This is a genomic window from Massilia sp. CFBP 13721, assembly GCF_014842025.1.
In the GTDB taxonomy this organism is placed as follows: domain Bacteria; phylum Pseudomonadota; class Gammaproteobacteria; order Burkholderiales; family Burkholderiaceae_D; genus Telluria.
The window spans coordinates 222,025-246,164 of the sequence record NZ_JACYUY010000001.1 but is presented as its reverse complement, the minus strand read 5'-3'; the positions used below and the strand labels follow the sequence as shown (position 1 = coordinate 246,164).

The window sequence follows — 24,140 nt, the reverse complement described above, 5'->3', positions numbered from 1 at the left end:
TCCAGAATCGTGGTGCTTATCATGTCCGGCGCGGCTGCGAGGCCGGCGGCGGTTGTGGCAACTTCGCTACTACATTCTCAGCCGCGCGAAAAAGTCCGGGTCACGCGTTCCAGGTGGGCGCGCATCGCCGTGCGCGCGCCGGCCGCATCGTGGGCGGCGATCGCGGCAAAGATGCGGCGGTGGTCGAGCAGCGTCTCCTGGCGCAGCTGCTCGGTCTGGAAGTGTTCCTTGAGGCGGTGCCAGAGGCGTCCGCGCTGCTCCCACAGGTAATCGAAGGTGCCGACTAGGGCGCTGTTGCCGCTGGCGCGGGCGATCGAGAGGTGGAATTCGCGGTCGGCCAGCTCGTTGCTGGCGTAGATGTCGTGGTTGCGTTCCATCGCTTCCACCGCGCGCAGGATGGCGTCGATGGCGCCGTCGGTGGCGACGCGCGCCGCCATGGCGCACACTTCGGGTTCGATCAGGCGCCGCGCGGCCAGCACTTCGAAGGGGCCGGGGCCGATCTCGACTGGCTGGACCGGAGCCGCCGCACAGATATACACGCCGGAGCCGCCGCGCACCTCCACGCGCCCACCCAGCTCGAGTGCGATCAGCGCTTCGCGCAGGGAAGCGCGGCTGACGCCAAGCCGGGTCGCCAGTTCGCGCTCGGGCGGCAGGCGCGTGCCGGCCGCCAGGTTTTCACCGCGGATGAGGGCGTCGATGCGGTCGGCGACCACTCTATATAGACGTGGTTCGGGATGATGGATGCCGGGAGCGCCGGTATCCGCTTTCGTCTCCAGCAGGTGCTGTGCAGTCGGTACGCGTTTCAGCATTGCCGTCCCATCTAGTTTTTGGTCAGGCCATTCTAAATTGGTTTGACCAATTGCGCAATGCGGACTAGCCAGATCGATTTTTTGCTGGCATACTCGCTTCAACTTATGAGGCTTTGGTGCGCACCTGCGCGCCGCAGGCCACAGTCACTTCACTGGGCAGGTCACTATGCAAACCATCCAAATCGTACGTTCCGGCCAGGCCGAACAGGCGAACAGCCAGGATACGCCGCGCCATATCCGCATGCACGCCAACGACAACGTGGCCATCGTCGTCAACGACGGCGGCCTGAAGCCCGGCGCCGTGTTCGCCGACGGCCTGGCGCTGATCGAAGCCGTGCCGCAGGGGCACAAGGTCGCGCTCACGGCGATTGCCGCCGGCGCGCCGGTCACGCGCTACAACGTCACCATCGGCTTCGCCCTGCGCGACATCGCCGCCGGCAGCTGGATCGCGGAACACAACCTGCGCATGCCCGAGGCGCTCGATCTCGCCGGCCTGCCGATCGCCACCCGCGCCGCGCCCGTCATGGAGCCGCTCGACGGCTTCACCTTCGAGGGCTACCGCAATGCCGACGGTTCAGTCGGCACGCGCAACATCCTGGCGATCACCACCACCGTGCAGTGCGTCGCCGGCGTGGTCGACTTCGCCGTCAAGCGCATCAAGGACGAGCTGCTGCCCCTGTACCCGAACGTCGACGACGTCGTCGGCCTGGAGCACTCCTACGGCTGCGGCGTCGCCATCGAAGCGCCGAACGCCGACGTGCCGATCCGCACGCTGCGCAACATCAGCCAGAACCCGAACTTCGGCGGCCAGGCCATGGTCGTCAGCCTCGGCTGCGAAAAGCTGCAGCCGGCGCGCCTGTTCCCGAAGGGCTCGATCCCGATCCTCGGCGGGCGCGAACCAGCCAACGTCTGCCTGCAGGACGCCGGCCACGTCGGCTTCATGTCGATGATCGATTCGATCGTGAACACCGCGCACGAACAGCTGAAGGTGCTGAACGCACGCCGCCGCGAGACCTGTTCCGCAGCCGACCTGGTGGTCGGCGTGCAGTGCGGCGGCAGCGATGCCTTCTCGGGCGTGACCGCCAATCCGGCCGTCGGCTATGCGACCGACCTGCTGGTGCGCGCCGGCGCCACCGTGATGTTCTCGGAAGTGACCGAAGTGCGCGACGGGATCGACCAGTTGACGGCGCGCGCCTCCGATCCGGAAGTGGCGGCCGCCATGATCCGCGAGATGGAGTGGTACGACAGCTACCTGAAACGCGGCGGCGTCGACCGCAGCGCGAACACCACGCCGGGCAACAAGGCGGGCGGGCTGTCGAACATCGTCGAAAAGGCGATGGGTTCGATCGTCAAGTCGGGTTCCGCGGCGATCACGGGCGTGCTGTCGCCGGGCGAAAAGCTGAAACAGAAGGGCCTGATCTACGCCGCCACGCCGGCCAGCGATTTCATCTGCGGCACGCTGCAGGTGGCGGCCGGCATGAACCTGCACATCTTCACCACCGGCCGCGGCACGCCGTATGGTTTGGCGCCGGTCCCGGTGATCAAGGTCGCAACGCGCAACGACCTGGCGCGCCGCTGGCACGACCTGATGGACGTGAACGCGGGCCGCATCGCCAGCGGCGAAGCCACCATCGAAGACGTCGGCTGGGAGCTGTTCCGCCTGATGCTCGACGTGGCGAGCGGACGCAAGACCTGGGCCGAGCACTGGAAGCTGCACAACGCGCTGACGCTGTTCAACCCGGCGCCGGTGACCTGATTTCGCTGGTCAGGGATTACTTCATCCATTACGATGACCGATGAGCTGCCGCGAAGACCGCAAGAGTCTTCCGGCAGGCTGGTAGACGATAACCATAACGACGAGACATCATGCGAACCGACACCATCAAGCAGGCCGCCACGGCCGGCCGCGCCAACCCAGCCGCCAGCGGCGCCATCGGCACCTACCGCTGGACCATCTGCGCACTCCTGTTCTTCGCCACCACGGTCAACTACCTCGACCGCCAGGTGCTGTCGCTGCTGGCGCCTGAGCTGACGAAAGAATTCGGCTGGTCGAACACCGACTACGCCAACATCACCGCCGCCTTCCAGTTCGTCTACGCGATCTCGATGCTGTTCGCCGGCCGCGTGGTCGACCGCCTCGGCACCAAGGCCGCCTTCGCGCTGGCGATCGTGGTCTGGTCGATCGGCGCCATCATGCATGCCGGCGCGATCGGCCTGGGCAACGGCGCCAATTCGGTGCTGGGCATGCTCGGCATCGCGGCCGTGCCGGTCTCGGTGATCGGCTTCATGATCGCCCGCGCCGTGCTGGCGGTGGGCGAGGCGGGCAACTTCCCGGCCGCGATCAAGGCCACCGCCGAATACTTCCCGAAGAAGGACCGCGCATTCGCGACCGGCATCTTCAATTCGGGCGCCAACGTCGGCGCCGTGCTGGCGCCGATCAGCGTGCCCTTCATCGCCGCCCATTGGGGCTGGCAGGCCGCCTTCGTCATCATCGGCGCAATCGGCTTCGTCTGGCTCGGCCTGTGGACCATCTTCTACGAGAAGCCGGCCAGGCAGAAGCGTTTGAATGCCGCCGAACTGGCCTACATCACCGCCGACGACGCGCCTGCCGCCGCCGACGGCAAGCCCACCGGCCGTGCCCTCTCCTGGTGGGAACTGCTCGGCTACCGCCAGACCTGGGCCTTCGCCTTCGGTAAATTCATGACCGACGGCGTCTGGTGGTTCTTCCTGTTCTGGCTGCCGAAATACCTGGCCGCGCAATATGGCATGACCAGCACCGAGATCCAGTGGCCGCTCGCCATCCTGTACAGCATGACCATGATCGGCAGTATCGGCGGCGGCTGGTTCCCGACCTACTTCATCAACAAGGGCGCCTCGCCGTACGATGGCCGCATGAAGGCCATGCTCTTGATCGCCCTGTGCCCGCTGGTGGTGCTGCTGTCGCAACCCTTCGGCTACATCAGCTTCTGGGTGCCCGTGATCCTGATCGGTATCGGCGCCGCGGCGCACCAGGCCTGGTCGGCCAACCTGTTCACCACCGTCTCGGACATGTTCCCGAAACGCTCGGTCGGCTCGGTGGTCGGCATCGGCGGCCTGGCCGGCGGTATCGGCGGCGTGCTGGTGACCAAGGTCGGCGGCTGGCTGTTCGACTACTACGGCGCGCTGGGCCAGATCCAGACCGGCTACACCATCATGTTCGGATTCTGCGCCGTGGCTTACCTGCTGGCCTGGGGCGTCATGAAGACGCTGGTGCCGCGCTACGACGAAATCCGCGAACCGCAGGAAGCCTGATGAGCATGCACATCGAACGCGTCAGCGCCAAGCACGCCCTGGTCGGCGAATGCCCGGTCTGGAGCGTGGGCCAGCAAAGCTGGTACTGGGTCGACATTCCGGCGAAGACCATCTGGCGCATGGATGGCGCCGGCGAGTTGCGCAGCTGGACCTGCGCCGAGATGGTCGCCTGCATCGCCCCGGCGCGCGACGGCAGCATCCTGGCCGGGATGGAAACCGGCGTGTTCCGCCTGGCCTTGCACGACGACGGCAGCGTCGAGGCGACGCGCCTGGCCGCACCCGAGGCACTGGGCGAGGGCATGCGCTTCAACGACGGCCGCTGCGACCGCCAGGGCCGCTTCTGGAGCGGCACCATGTTCATGGACATGGCGGCGGAACGGGCGGTCGGGCAGTTGTACCGGTATTCAAATGACGAAGGCTTGTCGGCGCCGGTGGTGTCGAACCTGCTGACGCAGAACGGCCTGGCCTTCTCGCCGGATGGCCGCACGATGTATTTGTCCGACTCGCATCCAAAGAGCCAGCAGGTCTGGGCCTTCGATTACGACATCGACGCCGGCCTGCCTTCGAACCAGCGCCCCTTCGTCGACATGCGTGCCCATCCGGGCCGCCCGGACGGCGCCGCGGTCGACGCCGATGGCTGCTACTGGACCTGCGGGAACGATGCCGGCGTGCTGCTGCGCTTCACGTCCGACGGCCGCCTGGACCGCACGATCGAGGTGCCGATGGCCAAGCCGTCGATGTGCAGCTTCGGCGGGCCGGGTCTCGATACGCTGCTGGTGACCTCGATCAGTGCCGGGCAGGATCCGGCCGATCCGTGGGCGGGGGCGACGATCACGCTGCGGCCTGGCGTGCAGGGTGTGGCGGAGACGCCGTTCGGCGGCTAATTCTCGCTGTTGGTAGCGGTGTACCGGATGGGTCATTTCGGCCAATGGCCTGATGCCTGCTAGTTAAGCCGCATTTTCAGGAAAGAGTGCCCGGACCCGTAAGGTGGGCGGCTATACCTGAGCGCGTGAATGCCTGCTGGCTGGATGCCGCCCACGCGTTCAACCACACGCTGAAACTTCGCGACGAATCACCCGCTGGTTGAACGCGTGGGCGGCGCAAGCGTTCTTGGTCCGCAAGCTGAGAAGGTGGAGCCGCCCACCTTACGGGTCTGAGCATCGTTCTTGAAACGAAGGCTGGCTTGACTGACTGGCATTGGTACCCACGCGTTACGTGCGCATTCTTTCGTGCATGCGGTGGATATTCGGTTGTACGGCTTTGTGAAACGCACGTAACGCGGGCATGCCCGCCCTACGCCTCGCGGTCTGCCTCGATCGCGTTCGCTACCAGCTCCGCCATCGCCCCCTTCGGCCGCACCAGGCCACGCAAGCCTTCTACCGTTCCCAGCCGGTCACGCACCGCCTCGTCCTGGCTCGCCTTCAGCTTGCCCTCGAGCCGGTCGATCGGGATCTCGATGCCGACGATCGCGCGCAGCAGCTTGTCGATGTAGCCGCGCGGCGCGTCGCTCACTTTCCACGGCGCCGGCTGCGCCGCTTCCTGCGCGTTGGTCAGGCGATCGAGCATGTCCATCAGCCAGGCCGGGTCCTCGACAGCACGCGCCACGCCATGGGCGTGGACCACGGCGTAATCCCAGGTCGGCACCACTTTCCCATGCTCGGCCTTGCCCGGATACCAGTTCGGCGTGATGTAGGCTTGCGGCCCCTGGAACATGACGAGCGACGGCGAGCCGGCGGCGAGCGCGCGCCAGACCGGGTTGGCGCGCGCGACGTGGCCGACCAGCGTGCCGTGCGGGCCGCGCTCGCGGTCGAGCAGGAAGGGGATGTGGTTGGCCAGCAGGCCGTCCGCGCCGCCAAGGACCCAGGCGCCGAGGGCGTGTTCTTCGATCAGCGCGAACAGCGCATTCGGGTCGTCGAAGCGGTGGTCGGGGCGGATGTACATGGTGTTCCTGGGCGCGGTGAAGGGGGCGCGCACAGCATGGCGCAGGCAGCGGCCATGGTCAAGGGGGAAGGGGTGGCCACGGCCACCCCAATTTCGTTAACGCGAACCCAGGCTTACCTTCACCGGATTCTTCGCGCGCGCCGCGGCCTGCGCCACGTACGCGGTCCAGGCTTCCTGCGACGTGATGTGCCCGGCCCGGTCCCAGGCGGCGCCGGCGTAGTAGCGCAACGGTTTACCCGATTCCACCTTGGCCAGCACCAGGTGGTTCAGCGCGTCGTCGGCGAAGCCGCTGGCGCCCGGCAGCACGATGGCGGTGCCGATCGACCCGTTGCTGGCCTGCTGTACCCACTGCAGCAGCGATGGATCGGATTCGCTGCGCACCACCGCGATCTTCGGATCCTGCTTCTTGTCCGACGGCGTCTTGTTCAGGCCGACGGCGACGGTGAGCTGTTGCGGGCCGCTGAAGGTGAAGGTGCTGTCGATCTGGTCGAGCTGGTGGCCGGCGTCGACCGTGAAGCGCTTGACTTCCGAAACCTTCGTGCCGGCGGCGTCCCAGGCGTCGTAGCTGAGTTCGAAGACGGCGCGCACCGGGCCGTTGGCCAGCACTTTCCAGGTAGCGTAGTTGGTGCTGGTGGCGAGGGCGGTGCCGTCCCAGACGCCGGTGCCGCCGGCACCGCGCGACTTGCCGACGTTGTACATGTCCATGCCTTCGCCCTCGTCCTTGTGGTAGTGGTCGTGGCCCTTGTTGTACCAGCGGTCGACGATCGGATAATCGACGCGCTTGAACCACAGGTCGAGGCCACTGGTCACCAGCACTTCCTTGCCGCTGCCGGCCGGGGCGGGGGCGGCTAGCGCCGGGCCGTAGGTGCGGTGCGCAACGCGGTCGTTCTCCCACGCGAAGTCGTCCAGCCGTTCCGGCACGTAGCGGGCGAACGCCCTGGCCGGGAACACCGGATTGAGCGTGTCGCTCTTTTCGACCGTGAAGCTGGCGCGCTTTTCGCCGGCGGCAAAGTCGTGCTGGAAGATCAGTTCGCCGTAGGCCGCGCCCTCGTTCTTCGGGTCCTTGGCCAGCGGCGCCACGTTGGTCACCTGGTGCGGCAGGACGCGTCCCTTCGCATCCTTGACCACCAGGCGCTGGATCAGGGCGCCGGGCAGGGCGCGATTGACCTCGCTCCAGGGAATGGTGATGGTCTCGGAAGGCCGCGCCAGCGCCAGGTCATGGCTGACGGTGACGGTCAGCGCGTCGGCGGCGAAAGCAATGGAAGGTACAAGCGCGGACGCAAACAGGGCGGCCAGCGAAAAACGTAAAACGGTCGATTGCATGAGGCTCCCCTGGAATCAGTGGTGTTCGCGGTAGTTGGTCTGGCCACCCTTGGGCACGAAGTGATAGGTGCGCACGCGGTGTTCGATGGCGAAGGCCGGGTTGTTCACCAGCTTGATGATCTCGGCGCCGGCCAGCAGCGTCGGGCCGTAGCCGTGCAACGCGTCGACGCTGGTCGGACGGTTGTAGTAGTACACCTGGTCGCTGGCGAAGGTGGTGCCGACGCAGGTGCCTTCGACCTGGCCCTTGTCGTTGATCTTGGTCGACAGGCCCGCCCAGCCGGCCACGGCGATCGAGCCATAGGTGGTCGGGCTGACCCAGCCCTGGTTGACGGCGTGCGCGAACACATAGGTGAACATGGCGCTGGCCGAGGTTTCCAGGTAGGAGTCGTTCCGGTCCAGCATCTGGTGCCACAGGCCGGTGCCCGACTGCAGCTGGGCGATGCCTTTCAGGGTTTTACGCAGCTGTTCCAGCACCTTCGGGTAGCCCGGGTGGTCCTTCGGCAGCACGTCGAGCAGGTCGGACATGGTCAGCACCGCCCAGCCGTTGGCGCGGCCCCAGTAGAACTGCGGCGCGTCCGGGTTGTTGGCGTTCCAGCCGTGGGTATAGATGTTCAGCTGCGGGTTGAACATGTAGGCCGACATCTGCAGCACGTTCTTCACCGCGTCGTCGAAATAGGCGCGCTCGCCGGTCATGCGGCCCAGTTCGGCCAGCGCCGGCACGCCCATGTACATGTCGTCGGCCCACAGCGACACGGCTTGCGGACGCTGGCGCGCCAGGGTGCCGTCGGGCAGGCGGAACTGCTGCTTGGCGACCCAGTTGCCGCACACCGCGATCTGCTTCGACAGGTCCGGACCGATCTTCGCCGCACGCGCGCGCATCATGGCCGCGCACATCGAGCCGGCGTCGTCCAGCGAGCGCGGGTCGATGAAGCGCGAGAAGGCGTTGGCGCGTTCGAGCTTGAAGCGTTCTTCCTGGGCGCGGAAGTAGGGCAGCTTGTCGGCGAAGAACTGCAGGTGGCGATTGGTCATCTCGGTGAAACGCTTGTCGCCGGTGACTTCGGCGGCTTTCAGCATACCGGCGTGGACCACGCCCATCTCGTAGACCTGCAGGCCGAAGTCGGCCTCGCTCTCGGCCATGACCGCGTCCTTGACCGGCGTCCTGAAGTCGGTGATCGGGGCCTTGGTCGACTTGTTGACCACGGTTGAGGGCGTATGCGCATCCATGTAGCCGCGGATGCGGTGCAGGGCGGCCGTGATCTCGGCCGGGACCGGCTTCTTGTACGGGACCGGGTAGGTGCCTTCGCCGGCATCCTTGGCGCTCTTGTTGTCGGGATTGCGGTAGGGACCTTCGGCGGCGGCGGTGCCGAGGACGGAGAGGGTAACGAGGGCGGCAAGCAGCTTGGTCGGCAGGTTCAAGGTCGTCTCATCGAGTGGATTATTGTGGAGCAGTCCGGTCGGCGCCAGGAATGGGTGACGGATTGCTTTTTTGGTCAGGCCATTCTAATGTGGTCTGACCGCATGCGCAAGGCGGACTAGCCGCTTACCGAAAGTTCATGGCATACTGCCAGCAGAGACAGTTTTTTTCGACACCAACAGGAAGAATGGCATGACCCAATCCGCACCGACCGCACCGACTGCACCATCGCAGCCAATCAAACCTTTCAAACGCATCCTGCTCACCGGCGCCGCGGGCGGCCTCGGACGCATCCTGCGCGAGCGCATCAAGCCATGGGCGGACGTCGTGCGCCTGTCCGACCTGGCCGAGATGGGCGAGGCCGGCCCGAACGAAGAGACCGTCCAATGCGACCTGGCCGACAAGGCGGCGGTGCTGGCCCTGCTCGAAGGCGTGGACGCGATCCTGCACTTCGGCGGCATCTCGACCGAAGCCCCGTTCGAAGCCATCATGCAGGCCAACATCCTCGGTGTGGCCAATTTGTACGAAGCGGCGCACAAGCATGGCGTCAAGCGCATCATTTTCGCCAGCTCGAACCACGCGGTCGGCTATTACAAGACCACCGACATGCTGGACGCCAGCATGCCCGTGCGCGCCGACAGCATGTACGGCATCAGCAAGTGCTTCGGCGAGACCATGTCGCGCTACTACTACGACCGCTTCGGCCTCGAGACCGTCTGCATCCGCATCGGTTCGAGCTTCCCGGAGCCGGCCAACAAGCGCATGATGACGACCTATTTCAGCTACGACGACCTGACCGAAATGCTGCGTTGCTCGCTGTTCGCGCCGCGCGTCGGCCACACCATCGTGTTCGGCATGTCCGACAACGACAGCCTGTGGTGGGACAACCGCTATGCGCGCCACCTCGGCTACAAGGCCAAGGACAGCTCGTCGCAATTTGCGGACAAGTTCCCCGACACCGCCGAGTTCCCGGCGCCGGACGACGTCACGACCATCTACCAGGGCGGCAAATTCCTGCTCGACGGCCCGATGTTCAAATAAGCCGCACGATGGAGACGCTTCACCTGCGCTGCGGCGCGCTGCACGCCGAGGTGCTGCCCGGCGCCGCCGGCGGCCTGGGGCGCCTCGACTGGCGCCGCGGCGCCGACACCCACGCGCTGCTGCGCCCCTACGTGCACACGCCCGGGGCGCCGGCGCCGAGCACTTCGCAGCTGGCATGTTTCCCGCTGGTGCCGTGGTCGAACCGGATCGACCCGGCCGGCTTCATGTTCGAAGGCCGCAGCATCGCGCCGGCGCCGAACCGCGCCGGCGAGCCGTGCCCGATCCATGGCGACGGCTGGCAGCACCCGTGGACGGTGGAAGCGCGCTCCGCGACCGGCCTCACGCTGCTGCTGGACCGGCGCGGCGGCGCCCCATTCTCTTACGTGGCGCGCCTGCGCTACACCCTGAGCGAGGCCGCGTTGCAGGTGACGCTGGAAGTCACGAATACGGGGGCGATACGGCTGCCGTTCGGGCTCGGCCTGCACCCGTGGCTGGAACGGCGCCCAGGCGTAACGCTGCGCGCCCGTGCGCGCGGCACCTGGACCCGCGACGCGCGCGGCCTGCCCGAAGAGAGCATCGACCTGCCGCCGGAATGGGATTTCGCGGCAGCGAAGGCGCTGCCGGACGGCCAGGTCGACCATGTGTTTCGCGGCTGGGATGGCCAGGCCGAGGTGCACTGGCCCGACAGCGGCGTCTCGCTGGCGATCGAGGCCGATATGGCGTACTACATCCTGTACGCGCCGGTTGGACGCGACTTCTTTTGCTTCGAACCGGTCGACCACGCGATCAATGCCCACAACCTGCCCGAGGGCGCCGTACGCAATGGCTTGACGGTGCTGGCGCCGGGACAGATGCTGCGCCGCCGCGTCGTGTTCCGCGTGCACGAGGGGGCATCGAAGGAAACTGCATGAAATCCCTGCGCCTGAAACTGATGGCGGCCGCGCTGGCCGGCTTGGCGGCCGGCGCCTGCGCCCAGCCCGCACCCGAGAGCTATACCGCCGAGACCACGTACACCAAACTGGTCAAGCAATATCCCTTCATCGCGGTCGCCAGCCGCGAGGTGCCGGCCACGGTGGAGGCGCTGCGCGACATCACCTACATCAGCCATGGCACCCGCGCGCTGCAGTTGGACCTTTACCTGCCCAAAGCACGCGCCGGCAAACAGCTGCCCGGCATCGTGCTGGTGCACGGCGGCGGCTGGCGCACCGGCGTGCGCGCCAACTTCGCGCCGATGGCGATCCGCATGGCCGAACGCGGCTATGCGGCGGCCACGGTGAGCTACCGCCTGTCGCCGGAAGCGCCGTATCCGGCCGCGATCCACGACGTCAAGGCGGCGCTGCGCTGGATGCGCGCGCATGCGGCGCAGTACGGCATCGACCCGCAACGCATCGCGGTGGGCGGCGGTTCGGCCGGCGGGCAGATTGCGAGCCTGGTCGGCGTGACCGGTGGGCTCGGGCGCTTCGATCCGGGTGCAGCATCAGGCACCAGCGCGGGTACGGCGTCCAGTGCGGCGCAGGCCATCGTGAACATCGACGGCCTGTCCGATTTCACTTCGGAGGCGGCGCGCAAGTACGAGGACGCCCCGGCCAAGCAGCCGTCGTCGGCCGGCGCCTGGTTCGGCGGGCGCTACGCGGAAAAAGCAGCGCTGTGGCGCGACGCCTCGCCAACCTTTTACGTGAACGCACACACGCCGCCGATCCTGTTCATCGGCAGCGCCCAGACCCGCTTCGCGGTGGGGCGCGAAGCGATGATCGCGAAAATGGATGCGGCCGGGGTGCCGAGCAGGGTGCTGCTGCTGCCGGAGACGCCGCACAGTTTCTGGCTGTTCGACCCGTGGCTGGCGCCGACGGTGGAGGCGACCGTGCGGTTTTTGGATGAACACATGCGGGGAGGTGAGGGCAAGCAGGACGCCGGTTCGCCGGCTCCGTAGCCGTCATCCAATTTGCCAAGACGCGGGCGGTGATCCGCGTGGAGTCAGGACTCCACCCTACGAATCGCGAAAACCGTAGGGTGGGCTCCGCCCACGGCCGTTTTTCGTGCCTATGCACACCCGGCAAGCGTTGCGGCCGTGCGAAGGTGTACCGCGTAGGCGGAGCGGTTCCCCGCCCGGGCCACCCTACGTTACGCGCCAAAAACTTGGTTAATCGTAGGGTGGACTCCCGAGTCCACGCGTCTACACAGCTCGATCAAACGCAAAGCATCTGTTGGCCGCATCGGCGCCATCACGGCGCCGGATCCCATCCTTCTCCACCATTGAACCCGCTGAAAATCACCTTCCTGCTGCCAAACCGCGCCGCCGCTTCCGTCGCCGTCAGCATATAACCGCCAGCCCGGCGCGACAGGTCCAGCGGCTTGCCCGCCAAATCCATCGAACCATATTCGCGCCAGCCGCGCGCCGCATCGGCCAGGGCCGGATTCGGCGCCGGCTCGCGGTTCACGCCGGCCCCGGCCCACCCTGCGGGCGCCACGTGCTCGCCCATCCGGCAATTGATGTAGGCGACGTTGTCCCAGGTCGATGCCGTCCCCGGGCTGCGCGCCAGCCAGGTGGCCCCGGGCGGCACGTCGTTCCCCTTGGGGCCCGGCCCATGCGTGAGCGCGCTGTTCAGGCACACGAACCCGGGGTCGCTGCTGGCGACTGTGCGCGCCTGCACAACATAGCCGCCCGATTGTGCGTCCTTGCTGTCGCCGACCGAGCGCAGCTCGCTTTCCTCGAACACGGCGGCGCGGTTGGCGCCCCAGATGAAGTCGACGTTGCCCTCGATGAGGGTGCGCCAGAACCAGGCATAACCCTTCACCTGGATCGTGTCCTGCTCGCTGAAGAAGCTGGCGTTCTTCGCCACCAGGCGGCCGCCCTCGACGTTGAAGTACAGCGTCTCGGCCTGGCCGGAACGGGTATTCGCGCGCAGGGTGGTATTGCGCAGCGTGAGGTTCTCGAGCGTGAGCAGGTCGGACTCTTCGACCGCCAGCAGCGCGCGCCCGCCCGAGAACGAGGGCGCGCCAAGCCCCTGGCTGGCGCCCGAACCCGGGTTCAGGCCGTCGTTGTTGGTGGCGTAAATGACGACGCCGTCGCGGCTCTCGCCGCGCAGGCGCAGCTTGTCCTTGCCGAGGATGAAGAGCAGCTCGCGGTAGCGGCCATTGCGGATGTCGACCGTGACCGGCGTCGCCTTGTCGACAGCGCGCATCGCGTGGTTCAGCGCGCCCTGCACGGTGCGGAAGTCGGCGCGGCCATCGTCGTCGACGCTGAGCGTGGTGCCGCTCGGGGCGGCGTCCGCCGTGCGGAAAGTCCAGCGGCCGACCGCGCTGCCCGGCACCACGCCGGCGTCGACCAGCACATAGTAGTCGGTTGCGTAATCGAGCTTGCCGAGATGCGGCTGCACCAGCAGCGTGCTGCCCTCGACCGTGACCGGCGTGAAGCGCACGTGGCGTGCGCGCGGCTGGCCGGGGTAGCCGATGGCGCGCACTTCCTCGCCCAGCGGGATGCTGTCGACCAGCGCGTCGTCGCGCACGCGGTGGATGCGGATGGCGCCACCGCTACCCAGCACCGGCGCCTGCGCGAAGCCGATGCGCAGGGGCGTATCGACCGGGACGGCGCGCGNCCGACGCCACCTTGAACGGCGTGCCGATGGTCGCCTCGATCGTGCTGTGCAGCGCCGGATCGTCCTCGGCGCTGACGACGATGCGCGCCGTGCCGGGCGCGCGCGGCGTGATCGTGATGCCGGCCGCGGTAACGGCAACCGCGGCCACCGCCGGATCGCTCGAACGCGCGCCATAGGCCAGGCGCGTGACGCCATCGCTGCCGACCGCGCTGATGGCGAGCGGCTGCGCCGGGTCGCCGGCCTGGGCGCGGAGAACCGGCCCGGCCAGCGACGGGGCGATGCGCGCGGGCTGCATGCCGGGCACGCCGGCGCGCAGGTCGTCGAGTTCGAACATGCCGCCCTGGACCAGGATGCCGGCGCGGGTGGCCGTCGCACCGAAAGCCGGTTGCGGCGCGGTGGTGATCTTTTCGCCGTCGAGGTAGACGGCGAGCATGGCCGGCGCCATTTCCAGGCGCAGCGTGGCGAAGCGGCCGCCCGGCAGGCGTGCGCGCGGCACCGATTTCAGGCGGGTGAGGACGCCATCCTGCATCCGCACCAGCTGGATCGCCATGGTGTCGCCGCTCGCCGGCAGGACGATGCCGGCGCCGACCCAGTTACGCGCGTCGAGGTAGCGGCCGACCAGGAACAGCGAACGCGCCGGACCGCCGGCGCCGCTGCGCACCTGTGCCTCGATAAAGGCTTGCTGTGCGCCGGCCGCCGTCATGCGCGCATCCTTCGACAGCGCCAGCAGGCGGCCGGCACCGCCCGCCTGCAAAACGCGGTTGTGTGCATCGGCACGGACAGTCAGCGCCGCTGCGCCCTCGCGCGCCAGGTCCCAGCCCGTAACGCCACCGTCGAATGCTTCGCAGGCAAGGAAGTCGGCCGTCGGGCAGCCGGCAACCACAGGACGCTGCACGATCCTGCCGGCGCCGGCCTGCGCGCGCACGTGCGCCGCCACCGCTTCGGCCGGGCGCGGCGTGAACGGATAGGGGACGGTCCAGGCCGGCGTCGCTGCCTGGCCGCAGGGTGCGAGCGCGGCGCCGTTCAGGAGCGAGCCGGTATCGGTCAGCAGGCCCGGATTCGCGCCGTCATCGAAAGCCTTGATGGCGTCCTTGCAGGCGCGGGCGCCGGCGATCTCGAAGGCATTGGCATGCGAAACGATGCGCGCGCCGTGGGCCACGCCGACGCCGTACTCGTGCGGGTAGGCCGGATGCCTGCGGTCGCCCACGTGATAGTTGTTGAACAGGTGGACCTGGCCGAAGCGCACGCGCGGCGCGCGGCTGGCGATGTTCTCGAACAGGTTGTTGCTGATGGTGACGCGCAAGTGGCCGGCATCGCCCGTGGCCTTGTCGCTGGCGCCGATCAGCATGTTCTTCTGGTGCAGCGCGAAGTGGTTGTAGGAGATGCTCACGAAGTCGGACGCGTCGCGCACGTCGAGCGCGCCGTCGTGGCATTGCCGGTGCTTGCCGTTCTCGACCGGCAGCAGCTCGTCGGTATGCGGCGCATCGGTGAAGCTGTTGTGGTCGACCCAGACGTGGTGCGAACCGACGATCGAGATGGCGTCGAACTGCGCATTCCAGTTGCCGCTGGCGCTGTCGTTCGGGTCCCATACCGGCGCGACGTCGCAAGGGTTGCGCAGGCGCAGGTTGCGAATGATGACTTGCGAGACCCGCGTCACGTCGATATGCGCGTTGACGAAGCCGGCATCGGCGCCGACGCCGACCAGGGTGGTATTCGCCGGCAGCGCGACGCGCCCACGCTTGGCCTGGTCGGCCGTGCCGGCGAACGGGCGGCCTTCGCTCATGTCGATGATGCCTTCGACCTGGACGATGCGGCTGCCCGCGCTGCGCTTGTCGAGCGCGCGCCGCAGCGCGGCGGCGTCGCGCACGGTGACGATGGTCGTCGCATCGGCGCCGCCGCGCGTGCCGCCTTCCTGCGCGGCCCAGCCGTCGAGCGGGGCGTGCTGGCGAACGAAGGAAAGGGGCGAGGGCGCCGCGATGGCGAGGCTGGTGAAGGCGGCGAGGACCGGCAGGAGATAAATGTGCTTCATGGGCTTCCGGATGCGTTGGCGGCGCAATCCGAAAGGCGCGCCGCAAGAAAAATCAGGGACGCGCGCCGGCGTAGGCGGACGGTGCGGCGAACTGTCCCTTCAAATCGGGGAACAGGCGCACCAGCTCGGCCGCGACCATGCCTGAGAAGACTTCCGAGCCCTTGGCGCCGACGTGGGTGCGGTCGAAGGCGCTTTTCGGGGCGCCTTGCGGCTCGACGCTGGCCGTACCGGCCGGGGCGCCATAGTTGGCGGGGCGCGGCGCCTGCGCCAGCGTATCGGCTTCGTCCTGGCCCATGCGCTGGACGGCGGCGGCGCTGATGGCGTTCAGGTCGATCAGGGCGAGCTTGCGTTCGTCCGCGACGCGGCGCGTGGCGGCGGCCCAGGGCGCCAGGTCGTCCTTCAGGTACTCGCCCTTGAAGCTGCGCCGGGTGAGCGGGGTGACCAGCACCGGCACGCCGCCCAGGACAAGGGTTTCGGTGGCGTAGCGCGCGATATTCTGCGGGAACTGCGTCACCAGGTCGGTCGAGCGGCCGGGTTTGCCCGGCTGGTCGTTGTGGCCGAACTGGACCAGCACGTAACTGGCCGAGAATGCGGCGCCGTCTTTCAGCAATGCCTGCACCTCGTCCCAGCGGCGTTCGGCGCGGAAGCTGCCCGAACTGCGGCCGCCGCGCGCCAGGTTGACGCAGCTAACGCCCGGCTTGAAGCGCGCGCACAGGGCGTCGCCGTAGCCGGTTCGCGTCGCCATGGTGGAATCGCCGACGAGGATGATGCGCACGGGTTTGGAGGGAGCGTCGGCGGCCAGCGCCGGAAGCGCGAACATCGAGAAGGACAAGAGAGCAAGTGGAAGCTTCATTCAGGACCTTGAAAGAAGAAAAAGGACGTAGAGCGGACCGGGCCACGAGAGGCGGGTCTCCCGTCCACGCGTCAATAGTTGGCGGTTGCGTCATCCGGCCGGATGATCTCGCCGCTACGTATCACCGCGTGGACGGCCGAGCCGTCCACCCTACGGAGCGAAGCGATTAAAACGTGTAGTCAGCCCGCACCGTGAACGCCCGGCCGATCGGCTTGGCGATGTTGCGCGCGAAGACCACGCGCGACGACAGGCGCTGGTTCGACAGCGGCGGATCGGTGTCGAACAGGTTGTTCACGCCGGCGCCGAGCTTGAAGTTCTTCGAGACCTTGTAGCTGGTCGACAGGTTGTACACGCGGTACGGGTCGATCACATTGTAGAACGGCTGGCCCGGCTTCTGGGTCGCGAGCACGTTGGTGTCTTCGTAGCTCGACGAGTACTGCTGCGTCAGCTGGGCAAAGAACGGACCCATGCTCCAGTTCACGCGCGCCGTGTGCTTCCACTTGAAGATGTAGGTGTTCGACGCGGTCGAGCCGGTCGCCAGCGCGCCGACGCGGCCGACGAAATCGACCCAAGGGCTGCCCACTTCGTTCTGGCCCTGGTACTTGTCGGTGAAGGTGCCGTCCAGCGACGCGCCGAAGCGGCCGTAGTCGGCGGTCGGCAGCGAGTAGCTCAGGCCGATGTCGACGCCTTGCGTCTTCAGGCCGCCCATGTTCAGGCGGGTCTTCGTGATGTACTGCAGGGTGCCGTCCGGATTACGCACGAACAGGTCCTCGTATTGGCCGAGGTTTCTGAAGATCGTCGGTTCGTCGATCTGGGCGATGGTGCCCTTCATGTCGATCTTCCAGAAGTCGACGGTGGCCATGAAGTTCTTGAACGGCTCGACCACGAATCCGACCGAATAGGTCTTCGCCTTTTCCGGCTGCAGTTCCGGATTGGCGCCGGTGAGCGTGGTCAGGCGCGTGTTGCAGACACGCGACGGGTCCAGGTTCAGGCCGGCGAAGCGCGGATCGGTGGTGACGCTGCCGGTGCCTGCGGCGGCAGGGGTGGCGCTCGGGCAGAGCAGCGGGTCGTCCCAGCTGAACTGCGACGGCGTCAGCGTGCGCGGCGTGCCGTACAGTTCCGGCAGGGTCGGCGCGCGGAAGCCGGTGCTGACCGTACCGCGCAACATCAGCTGCTTCAGCGGCTGGTAGCGGAAGCTGGCTTTCGGGTTCCAGGTCGAGCCGAAGTCGCTGAAATGGTCGCCACGGACGGCGAAGTTCAGGTTCAGTTCCTTGGTGACCGGCGCATCGAGTTCGACGTACATGCCGGCGACCTTGCGCGAACCGCTCGGGTTGCGGCCCGGCGTGCCCGAGATGTTGTAGACCACTTCGTTGCCGAGCATGCTCGAGTTTTCCTCGAAGGTCTCGCGGTGCCAGTCGCCGCCGATCGCCACGCCCAGGGCGCCGCCGCCCAGCTGCATGAAGGTGCGCGACAGGTTGAAGTCGGCGCCGTAGTAGCGAACGTCGGCTTCGCGGTAGGTCTGGCCATCCACCGAGATGCTCTCGAGGTAGTCGCGGCCGGCCTGGTCCTGCGGACCGAACGGGTTCAGGATGCCGTTGGCGACACCGGTGTAGATGCCCGGCGTCTTGACGTAGCCGCTCTTGAAGCCGACGTCGCGGTGGCTGTAGGCATACGAAATGCCGGTACGGTAATCCCAGCCCTTGAACTCGCCTTCGTCGGCGACCACCAGGCGGTGGTTGGTCTGCACGTCGTGGCCGACCACGCCGCCCAGTTCGTCCAGGCTCCAGTTCAGCGCCAGGTCGGCGCCGTTCAGGCCGGCCACGGCCGGCACGCCGCCGCTGTTGCCCGGGTAGTACTTGCTGGCGCGGGTGATCAGGAGCGGACGGCGCGAAGCGGTCAGGCGGTCGTAGTCGACGTTGGCGCCGAATGGCTGCGGCGCGTCGGCGGCGTCGATGTAGGAGCGCGCCAGCTGCAGTTCGACAGTGAGGACCTTGCCGTCGCCGTGCGCCAGGCTGCCCTTGGTGAACAGGGTGGTCTGCGACGCTTCCGGCAGCAGCTCGGGGTACAGGGTCGGATCGGTGACGCAGACGCGGCTGCCGGCGCCCGAGGCGCGGGTCGACGGAATCGTGGTCTGGGTCGGGAACGGGCTGGCGCAGCCGGCGGCGAAGTACGGGTTGCCGGTGGTGGTGGTGGCCTTGCCGCCCGAGTACACGGTGTAGTTGGCCGGGGAGGCCGCGCCCACGCTCGACGAATTCGGCACGAAGGCGGTGCCGCCCAGCGCCACGATGGTGGCCGGGTCGGTGATCTTCGGACGGTCCTTCTGCAGCAGCGACTTGCGCTTCTGGGTATCGAAGGCGGTATAGATGTTCCAGCCGTCGCTCGCCAGGTCGCCCTTGCCGGCGACGATGCCGAAGCGGCGCTGCTGGCCGCCGCCCGAGTGTTCCGGCTCGACGGCGCTGGCGCTCAGCGAGACGTCCTTGACCGAACGCTTGGTGATGAAGTTGACCACGCCGGCGATCGCATCGGTGCCGTACAGGCTCGAGGCGCCGTCGCGCAGCACTTCGACGCGCTCGATGGCGGCCATCGGGATGACGTCGACGTTGACCGAACTGTCGCCCAGCGCTTCGTTGGCCAGGCGGCGGCCGTTGAGCAGGACCAGCGTGCGGTTGGTGTTCAGGCCGCGCATGTTGATCATGGTGCCGCCGCCACCGCCGCCGACCGGCTCGTTGGTCGAGGCGACCGTCAGCGCGGTCGCGACTTCCGACATCGTGGTCAGGCCGCGTGCCGTCAGTTCTTCGGCCTTGATGGTGGTCAGGGGCAGGGCGTTTTCGGTCGCGAGGCGCTTGATCGACGAGCCGGTGACTTCGACGCGCTGCATCGGCGCTTCCTGCGCGGTTGCAGCGTTCGTCAGGGTCAGCACGGCGACGGCGACGGCCGACAAAAGGAAGCGTGGTTCGGCCAAGCGGGCCCGGGTGTTGGTGCTCTGGTGTTTCACTACGTGTCTCCTGCGTGTGATCATCAATCGCGTCCAGGTGTATCCCTGGCTCGCTCGAATGGATACCTCGCGTATCCGTGCCGTGGTGACGGGACCCTGGCGGCCGGGTCAGCACGGTTGAATGACAATCGCTCCTGCCATTTTGTTTCTACGGGCATTCAGCGTGCCAGGAGGAAATTCCCCTAGCATAAATTAGTCTGCGGACAATTGTACTTTGGTCGGACCAGTTTCGCAATCTGGACATGCCAGTTATTTTTCCGGTCTGAACACGGCCCGAAAGCGGCCATGCCAGTATTTACACAGGCGCGCCTGGAGCAGCGGCATGGCCGGTCGAGTGTGGTGCGCGTTAAACATTTTATATTTAAGTGCGCATACCAATTGCATCACTGGTTAGACCAATTTAGAATCAGTTCGGCAATATCCGTAGGAATACCGTCTGCGACCCGCCCGCCACTTCGGGTTCTCGTCGCAGCGGCACCGGACACGCAAGGTGTCCACAACACGGCCAGCGCCCTATGCGTCAATGCCATGGCATGGCTGAATTCCAAAAAAAACATCCGGAGACCTTCTTTGAAAACCAAACACATCCTTCAGGCACTGGCCCTCGCGACCTGCGCCGCCACTGTGCACGCCACGCCGCTTCCTTTGCAGGACGCCGTCATCACCGCCAGCTACAACGGCGCCGCCGATGGCATGCTTGGGCTCGACCATAATTTCGCGCAGGAGCCCGGTTCCAACACCAGCCGCCTCGACCCGACCGAGACCGGCGTCGAATTCTTCACGTCCGACTACCTGTTCGGCATCGATTTTTCGGCGAGCGGCGCGCTGACCGTGATCGCCAACGGCGCCAACCCGCCTGGCGCCTACAGCATGCGCTTCGATTTCGGCAGCAGCCTGCCGGGCGCGATCAGGGCGTTCAGCTTCGTCGGCACCAATGGTGCGAGCGGCGTGCCGGGGCTGTCGATCGTCGACGCGCACACCATCGCGCTCGACCTGAGCGGGGTTTCGTGGGAAGAGTTCGGTTCGCTGACCGCGCAGGTCGACGTCGCGCTCGGCGCCGAGGTGCCGGAGCCGGCCAGCACGGCCATTCTGCTGGGTGGATTCGCCGCCATGGCGCTTGCATCGCGTGCCCGCTCGCGTTCACGTTCGCGTCTGCAGTAAGACGCCAGAACGCGGCAACGGCCGACTCACCTCTTTCCTGCACACAGGAGTACACCATGCGAAACAACAGTTTCAAGGCAGCGCTCTGCCTTGCATTCATAGCGACTGCCGGCCAGGCTGCGGCTGCGGCCGCGATCGATCCGGCGCGCCAGGTCGCCCCGGCCGATGGCTGGGCCAGCCAGGCCGGCGGCACCGTCGGCGGTTCCGCCGCCATCGAATCCCAGATCTATACCGTCACCACGCGCGCGCAATTGCTGGCGGCCATCACCAACGGCGGCACGGCGAGCAAGATCATCAAGCTGTCCGGCGTGCTCGACATGAGCGAGGGCAAGCCCTACACCAGCAGCGCCGACCAGTCCGCGCGCGGCGCGGTGCGCCTGAAAAGCAACACGACCCTGATCGGCGACCGCAATTCCGGCCTGGTCAACGGCCACATCGTGCTGTCGAACGTGTCGCAAATCATCATCCGCAACCTGAAGTTCGTCAATCCCTGCGACGTGGGCCCGGTCTGGGACCCGCTTGACGGCGCCACCGGCAACTGGAACAGCGCTTTTGACGCGATTTCGGTGTCCGGTTCCGACCACGTCTGGATAGACCGCAACAGCTTCACCGACCTGCCCGTGACCGACAATTTCCTGCCGGTCGAGAACGGCCACGTGAAGCAATGCCACGACGGCGCGCTCGACATCACCAATGCGTCGGACTACGTGACCGTTTCCTATAACGAATTCGGCGAGCACAACAAGAACAACCTGGTCGGCGGCGGCGACGGTGCCACTGCCGACGAAGGCAAGCTGCGTGTCACCTTCAGCAACAACGTGTTCCGCGACGTCGCCAGCCGCGCACCGCGCGTGCGCTACGGTCAGGTACACCTGTTCAATAACTACTACAGCGGCTCGCGCACGCACCCGGTCTACCGCACCAGCTATTACGTCGGCGTGGGCCATGCGGCAAAAATCCTGTCGTCGAACAACGTCTTCGAAGTCGCCGGCGCCACCGCTTGCAGCAACGTGGTCCAGAGCTTCGGCGGCACCATCCCGGGCGCCTTCAAGGACAGCGGTTCGCTGCTGAACGCCAAGCCGCTGGGCGACTGCGGCGTGTCGGGCGCCGTGACCTGGACGCCGCCGTATGCGTTTTCCGCACGCCCGATCGCGCTGGTCAAGGCGAATGCGCTGGCGCAGGCCGGCGGCGGCAAGCTCACCACGACCATTTCCGGCACCGGCAAGGTCATCGTCGACACCGGCCCGAGCCTGAGCTGTCCGGCGAGCGGCCTGTACGTCTGCGACGATTTCCAGGGCGGTAACGCCGCGAAATGGGACTTGCTGCCTGTACCCGGCCCGAACGGCGCCTTCAGCGTGGTCGACGAGGTGGCGGGCGGCGCCAACAAGGTGCTGCAATACACGGCGGCCAGCACCGGCGGCGTGCTGGCGCTGCTGAAGACGAGCACCATGGACGCGGTTCCCTCGGGCGACTATTTCGTCGAGGCGCGGATTCGCCCGATGACCAACGGCACCACCGGCAACAAGCACCTGTTCCTGGTGACGCGCTACCAGGATGCCAGCAACTGGTATGGCGCCGGGCTGAACGTGCAGAACAGCACCGCCAGCACCCAGGTCGAGATCGCCAAGATGCTGGCCGGGACGCTCAGCCGCCCGCGCCAGGTGCGCAAACCAATCGCGATGGATGCGCAGTTCTATACGGTGCGCTTCGAGATGATCGGCAGCACCTTGACCGTCTACCTCGACGGCGAAAACCTCGGTTCGGTCACCGACACCAGCTTTGCCGCACGCGGACGGGTCGGCCTGTACACCGCCAACAAGAGCTTCCAGATCGACGACGTGCGCATCGGCGACCCGCGCCTGAAACCCGTGCAGCTGACGCTCGATCCCGGCACGCCCACCTGGGCCGCCGAAGCGGGCGACGCGCCACTGCAGGTCAAGGTGACTTCGGTCGCCGCCGACGGCACGGCCGACAGCTTCAGTGCGGAATCGAACAATCCGGCGGTCGCCACGGTCACGAAAGAGGGCAACACGGTCTCGATCGCACCGGTCGGCGCCGGCACGGCGAACGTCGTGTTCCGCTCGGGTTCGGATTCGACCGTAGTGCGGTCGATCTCCGTGACGATCGCACCGCAATTCGTGCAGCCGACCCAGACCTACGCCTTGCAGGGCGTGGCGATGCCGGCAGCAGGTTCCAGCGCTGGCCAGGTCGACGCCACCTTGAGACTCGTGTTCGACAATGCCCCGACGCTGGGCAGCGGCGGCACCATCCGCGTGTTCCGCAAGCGCGACGATGCATTGGTCGACGTGATCCGCCTGAGCGGCGAAACCGACATGCTTGGCTATCCGGGCCAGGACCAGGTGCGCAAGGTCAACGTCGCGCCGATCCGGATCGTCGGCAATACGGTGACCATCAAGCCGCACAGCAACAAGCTGGATTACGGCACCGAGTATTACGTGGCGATCGCCGACGGCGTCTTCACCGGCGCCAGCCTGAACGGGACGCCCTTCGCCGGCATCGGCAAGGCGGCCGGCTGGACGTTTACCACGCGCGCCGACCAGCCAACCGGCTCGGAACTCTCGGTCGACGACGACGGTCCGGCGCATTTCTCCACGGTGCAGGGCGCGCTCAGCTACGCGATGAAAAGCTTCGGCAAGGCCGAGCCGGTGACCATCCGCGTGAAGAACGGCAGCTATGAAGAGTTGCTGTTCTTGCGTGGCAAGGACAACGTCAGCATCGTCGGCGAGAGCCGCGACGGCGTGGTGATCCGCTACACCAACCACGAGACCTTCAATGGCGGCACCGGCGCCAGCCAGCCGGCCAGCGCCACGGCCAGTCCGGCAGGCGGGCGCTCGGTGATGCTGGTCGAGACCTCGGACATGCTCAGCCTCGAATCGCTGACCTTGAAGAACACGACGCTGCGCTCGCCCGCGATTTCGGGGCAGGCGGAGACGATCTACTTTAACAGCGACGGACGCCTGGTGGTGAAGAACGCCAGCTTCTTCAGCGAGCAGGACACGCTCAACCTCAAGGGCTGGGCCTGGTTCTACCGCTCGCTGGTGGCCGGCAACGTCGACTTCATCTGGGGCAGCAGCCGCGCCGCCCTGTTCGAGGAAAGCGAGATCCGCTCGGTGGGCGACACCAACAGCCCGACCAGCGGCGGCTACGTGCTGCAGGCGCGCGTACCGGCGGCGACCGACAAGGGCTACGTCTTCCTCAACAGCAGCCTGACCCACGGTCCGGGACCGGGCCCGCTGGCCGGCGACGTGCCGGCAGGCGCCACCTGGCTCGCGCGCAGCCCCGGCGGCACCACGAGCTGGGACAACATCGCCTTCATCAACTGCCGCATGGACAATCACGTGGCGCCCGCCGGCTGGGCCGGGCAGGGCGTGAACGGCCAGCCGGCGCCGAATCCGGTAACGCCGAACGCGACCAGCGGCTGGCGCGAGTACGGCAGCACCGACCTGGCCGGCAATCCGCTCGACCTGAGCCGCCGTGTGGGTGGCTACCTCCTGCGCGCCAGCGACGTCGACGCCGATTTCGCGACGCGGGCCAAGGTGTTTTCGGCCTACGGTAACGGGATCGGATGGAATCCGCAGCCGTAATGTGCTGAAGCAGTGACGCAATGACAAAAGCCCCCGCGGATGCGGGGGCTTTTTCGTCGGCGGCAGTGCACCGTAGGGTGGG

The 24,140-nt window shown here is 67.0% G+C and carries 16 protein-coding genes; 8 read left to right on the top strand and 8 right to left on the bottom strand.

All coding sequences use genetic code 11. The annotated features are described in order from the left end of the window. Window positions 1–77: 77 nt before the first annotated feature. Window positions 78–809 (bottom strand): FadR/GntR family transcriptional regulator, encoded by a 732-nt coding sequence (locus IFT60_RS01005; RefSeq protein WP_192048512.1) that lies wholly within the window; start codon window positions 807–809, stop codon window positions 78–80. Between the two features lie 166 nt (window positions 810–975). On the opposite strand from IFT60_RS01005, the gene garD reads away from it, so the two are divergent. The 3 genes from garD to IFT60_RS00990 all read left to right on the top strand — a co-directional run bounded on the left by garD (window position 976) and on the right by IFT60_RS00990 (window position 4,984). After that, entirely contained in the window at window positions 976–2,565 is a 1,590-nt protein-coding gene (gene garD / locus IFT60_RS01000) for a galactarate dehydratase (protein ID WP_192048510.1), read from the top strand. A 110-nt stretch (window positions 2,566–2,675) separates the two neighbouring features. Further along, window positions 2,676–4,100: an MFS transporter gene (locus tag IFT60_RS00995; protein WP_192048508.1), complete on the top strand. Its 1,425-nt coding sequence runs from the start codon at window positions 2,676–2,678 to the stop codon at window positions 4,098–4,100. After that, entirely contained in the window at window positions 4,100–4,984 is an 885-nt protein-coding gene (locus IFT60_RS00990; protein ID WP_229510622.1) for an SMP-30/gluconolactonase/LRE family protein, read from the top strand. The genes IFT60_RS00995 and IFT60_RS00990 overlap by 1 nt, the downstream gene beginning before the upstream one ends. A gap of 409 nt (window positions 4,985–5,393) precedes the next feature. Here the strand turns inward: IFT60_RS00990 and IFT60_RS00985 are convergent, their stop codons facing one another. From IFT60_RS00985 to IFT60_RS00975, 3 genes are all read right to left on the bottom strand, one after another. Next, window positions 5,394–6,041, bottom strand: coding sequence for an FMN-binding negative transcriptional regulator (locus IFT60_RS00985; RefSeq protein ID WP_192048506.1), 648 nt, complete (start codon window positions 6,039–6,041; stop codon window positions 5,394–5,396). 96 nt (window positions 6,042–6,137) lie between these two features. Then, window positions 6,138–7,364 carry a BT3233 family polysaccharide utilization protein gene (locus IFT60_RS00980; RefSeq protein WP_192048504.1) on the bottom strand — a complete coding sequence of 409 codons (1,227 nt, stop codon included), beginning with the start codon at window positions 7,362–7,364 and terminating at the stop codon, window positions 6,138–6,140. Between the two features lie 15 nt (window positions 7,365–7,379). Further along, a complete protein-coding gene (locus IFT60_RS00975) occupies window positions 7,380–8,780 on the bottom strand; it encodes a glycoside hydrolase family 88/105 protein (protein WP_192048502.1) in 1,401 nt (466 codons plus the stop codon). 190 nt (window positions 8,781–8,970) lie between these two features. On the opposite strand from IFT60_RS00975, the gene IFT60_RS00970 reads away from it, so the two are divergent. Genes IFT60_RS00970 through IFT60_RS00960 form a run of 3 tightly spaced genes read left to right on the top strand, consistent with a single transcriptional unit; the run spans window position 8,971 to window position 11,749 of the window. Continuing rightward, on the top strand, window positions 8,971–9,819 hold the full coding sequence (locus IFT60_RS00970; protein WP_192048500.1) for an NAD-dependent epimerase/dehydratase family protein: 849 nt from the start codon (window positions 8,971–8,973) through the stop codon (window positions 9,817–9,819). Window positions 9,820–9,827: 8 nt separating this feature from the next. Continuing rightward, window positions 9,828–10,730 (top strand): aldose 1-epimerase, encoded by a 903-nt coding sequence (locus IFT60_RS00965; protein WP_192048498.1) that lies wholly within the window; start codon window positions 9,828–9,830, stop codon window positions 10,728–10,730. Continuing rightward, window positions 10,727–11,749, top strand: a complete 1,023-nt coding sequence (locus tag IFT60_RS00960) for an alpha/beta hydrolase (protein ID WP_192048496.1) — start codon at window positions 10,727–10,729, stop codon at window positions 11,747–11,749. The genes IFT60_RS00965 and IFT60_RS00960 overlap by 4 nt, the downstream gene beginning before the upstream one ends. 292 nt (window positions 11,750–12,041) lie before the next feature. Here IFT60_RS00960 and IFT60_RS27005 read toward each other — a convergent pair whose 3' ends face one another. The 4 genes from IFT60_RS27005 to IFT60_RS00940 form a co-directional block, all read right to left on the bottom strand. Beyond that, complete coding sequence (locus IFT60_RS27005) at window positions 12,042–13,130, bottom strand: pectinesterase family protein (RefSeq protein WP_374011010.1); 1,089 nt, start codon at window positions 13,128–13,130, stop codon at window positions 12,042–12,044. A 285-nt stretch (window positions 13,131–13,415) separates the two neighbouring features. Next, on the bottom strand, window positions 13,416–15,444 hold a 2,029-nt coding region (locus tag IFT60_RS27000), incomplete at its 3' end, for a pectate lyase family protein (RefSeq protein ID WP_374011008.1). Between the two features lie 52 nt (window positions 15,445–15,496). Continuing rightward, on the bottom strand, window positions 15,497–16,297 hold the full coding sequence (locus IFT60_RS00945) for a rhamnogalacturonan acetylesterase (RefSeq protein ID WP_192048490.1): 801 nt from the start codon (window positions 16,295–16,297) through the stop codon (window positions 15,497–15,499). A gap of 166 nt (window positions 16,298–16,463) precedes the next feature. Further along, a complete protein-coding gene (locus IFT60_RS00940) occupies window positions 16,464–19,292 on the bottom strand; it encodes a TonB-dependent receptor (protein WP_192048488.1) in 2,829 nt (942 codons plus the stop codon). 570 nt (window positions 19,293–19,862) lie between these two features. Between IFT60_RS00940 and IFT60_RS00935 the strand changes: the two genes are divergently transcribed. Both IFT60_RS00935 and IFT60_RS00930 read left to right on the top strand, forming a co-directional pair. After that, window positions 19,863–20,453 carry a PEP-CTERM sorting domain-containing protein gene (locus tag IFT60_RS00935; RefSeq protein WP_192048486.1) on the top strand — a complete coding sequence of 197 codons (591 nt, stop codon included), beginning with the start codon at window positions 19,863–19,865 and terminating at the stop codon, window positions 20,451–20,453. Between the two features lie 56 nt (window positions 20,454–20,509). Next, complete coding sequence (locus IFT60_RS00930) at window positions 20,510–24,058, top strand: pectinesterase family protein (protein WP_192048484.1); 3,549 nt, start codon at window positions 20,510–20,512, stop codon at window positions 24,056–24,058. The last annotated feature ends 82 nt before the right edge of the window (window positions 24,059–24,140 follow it).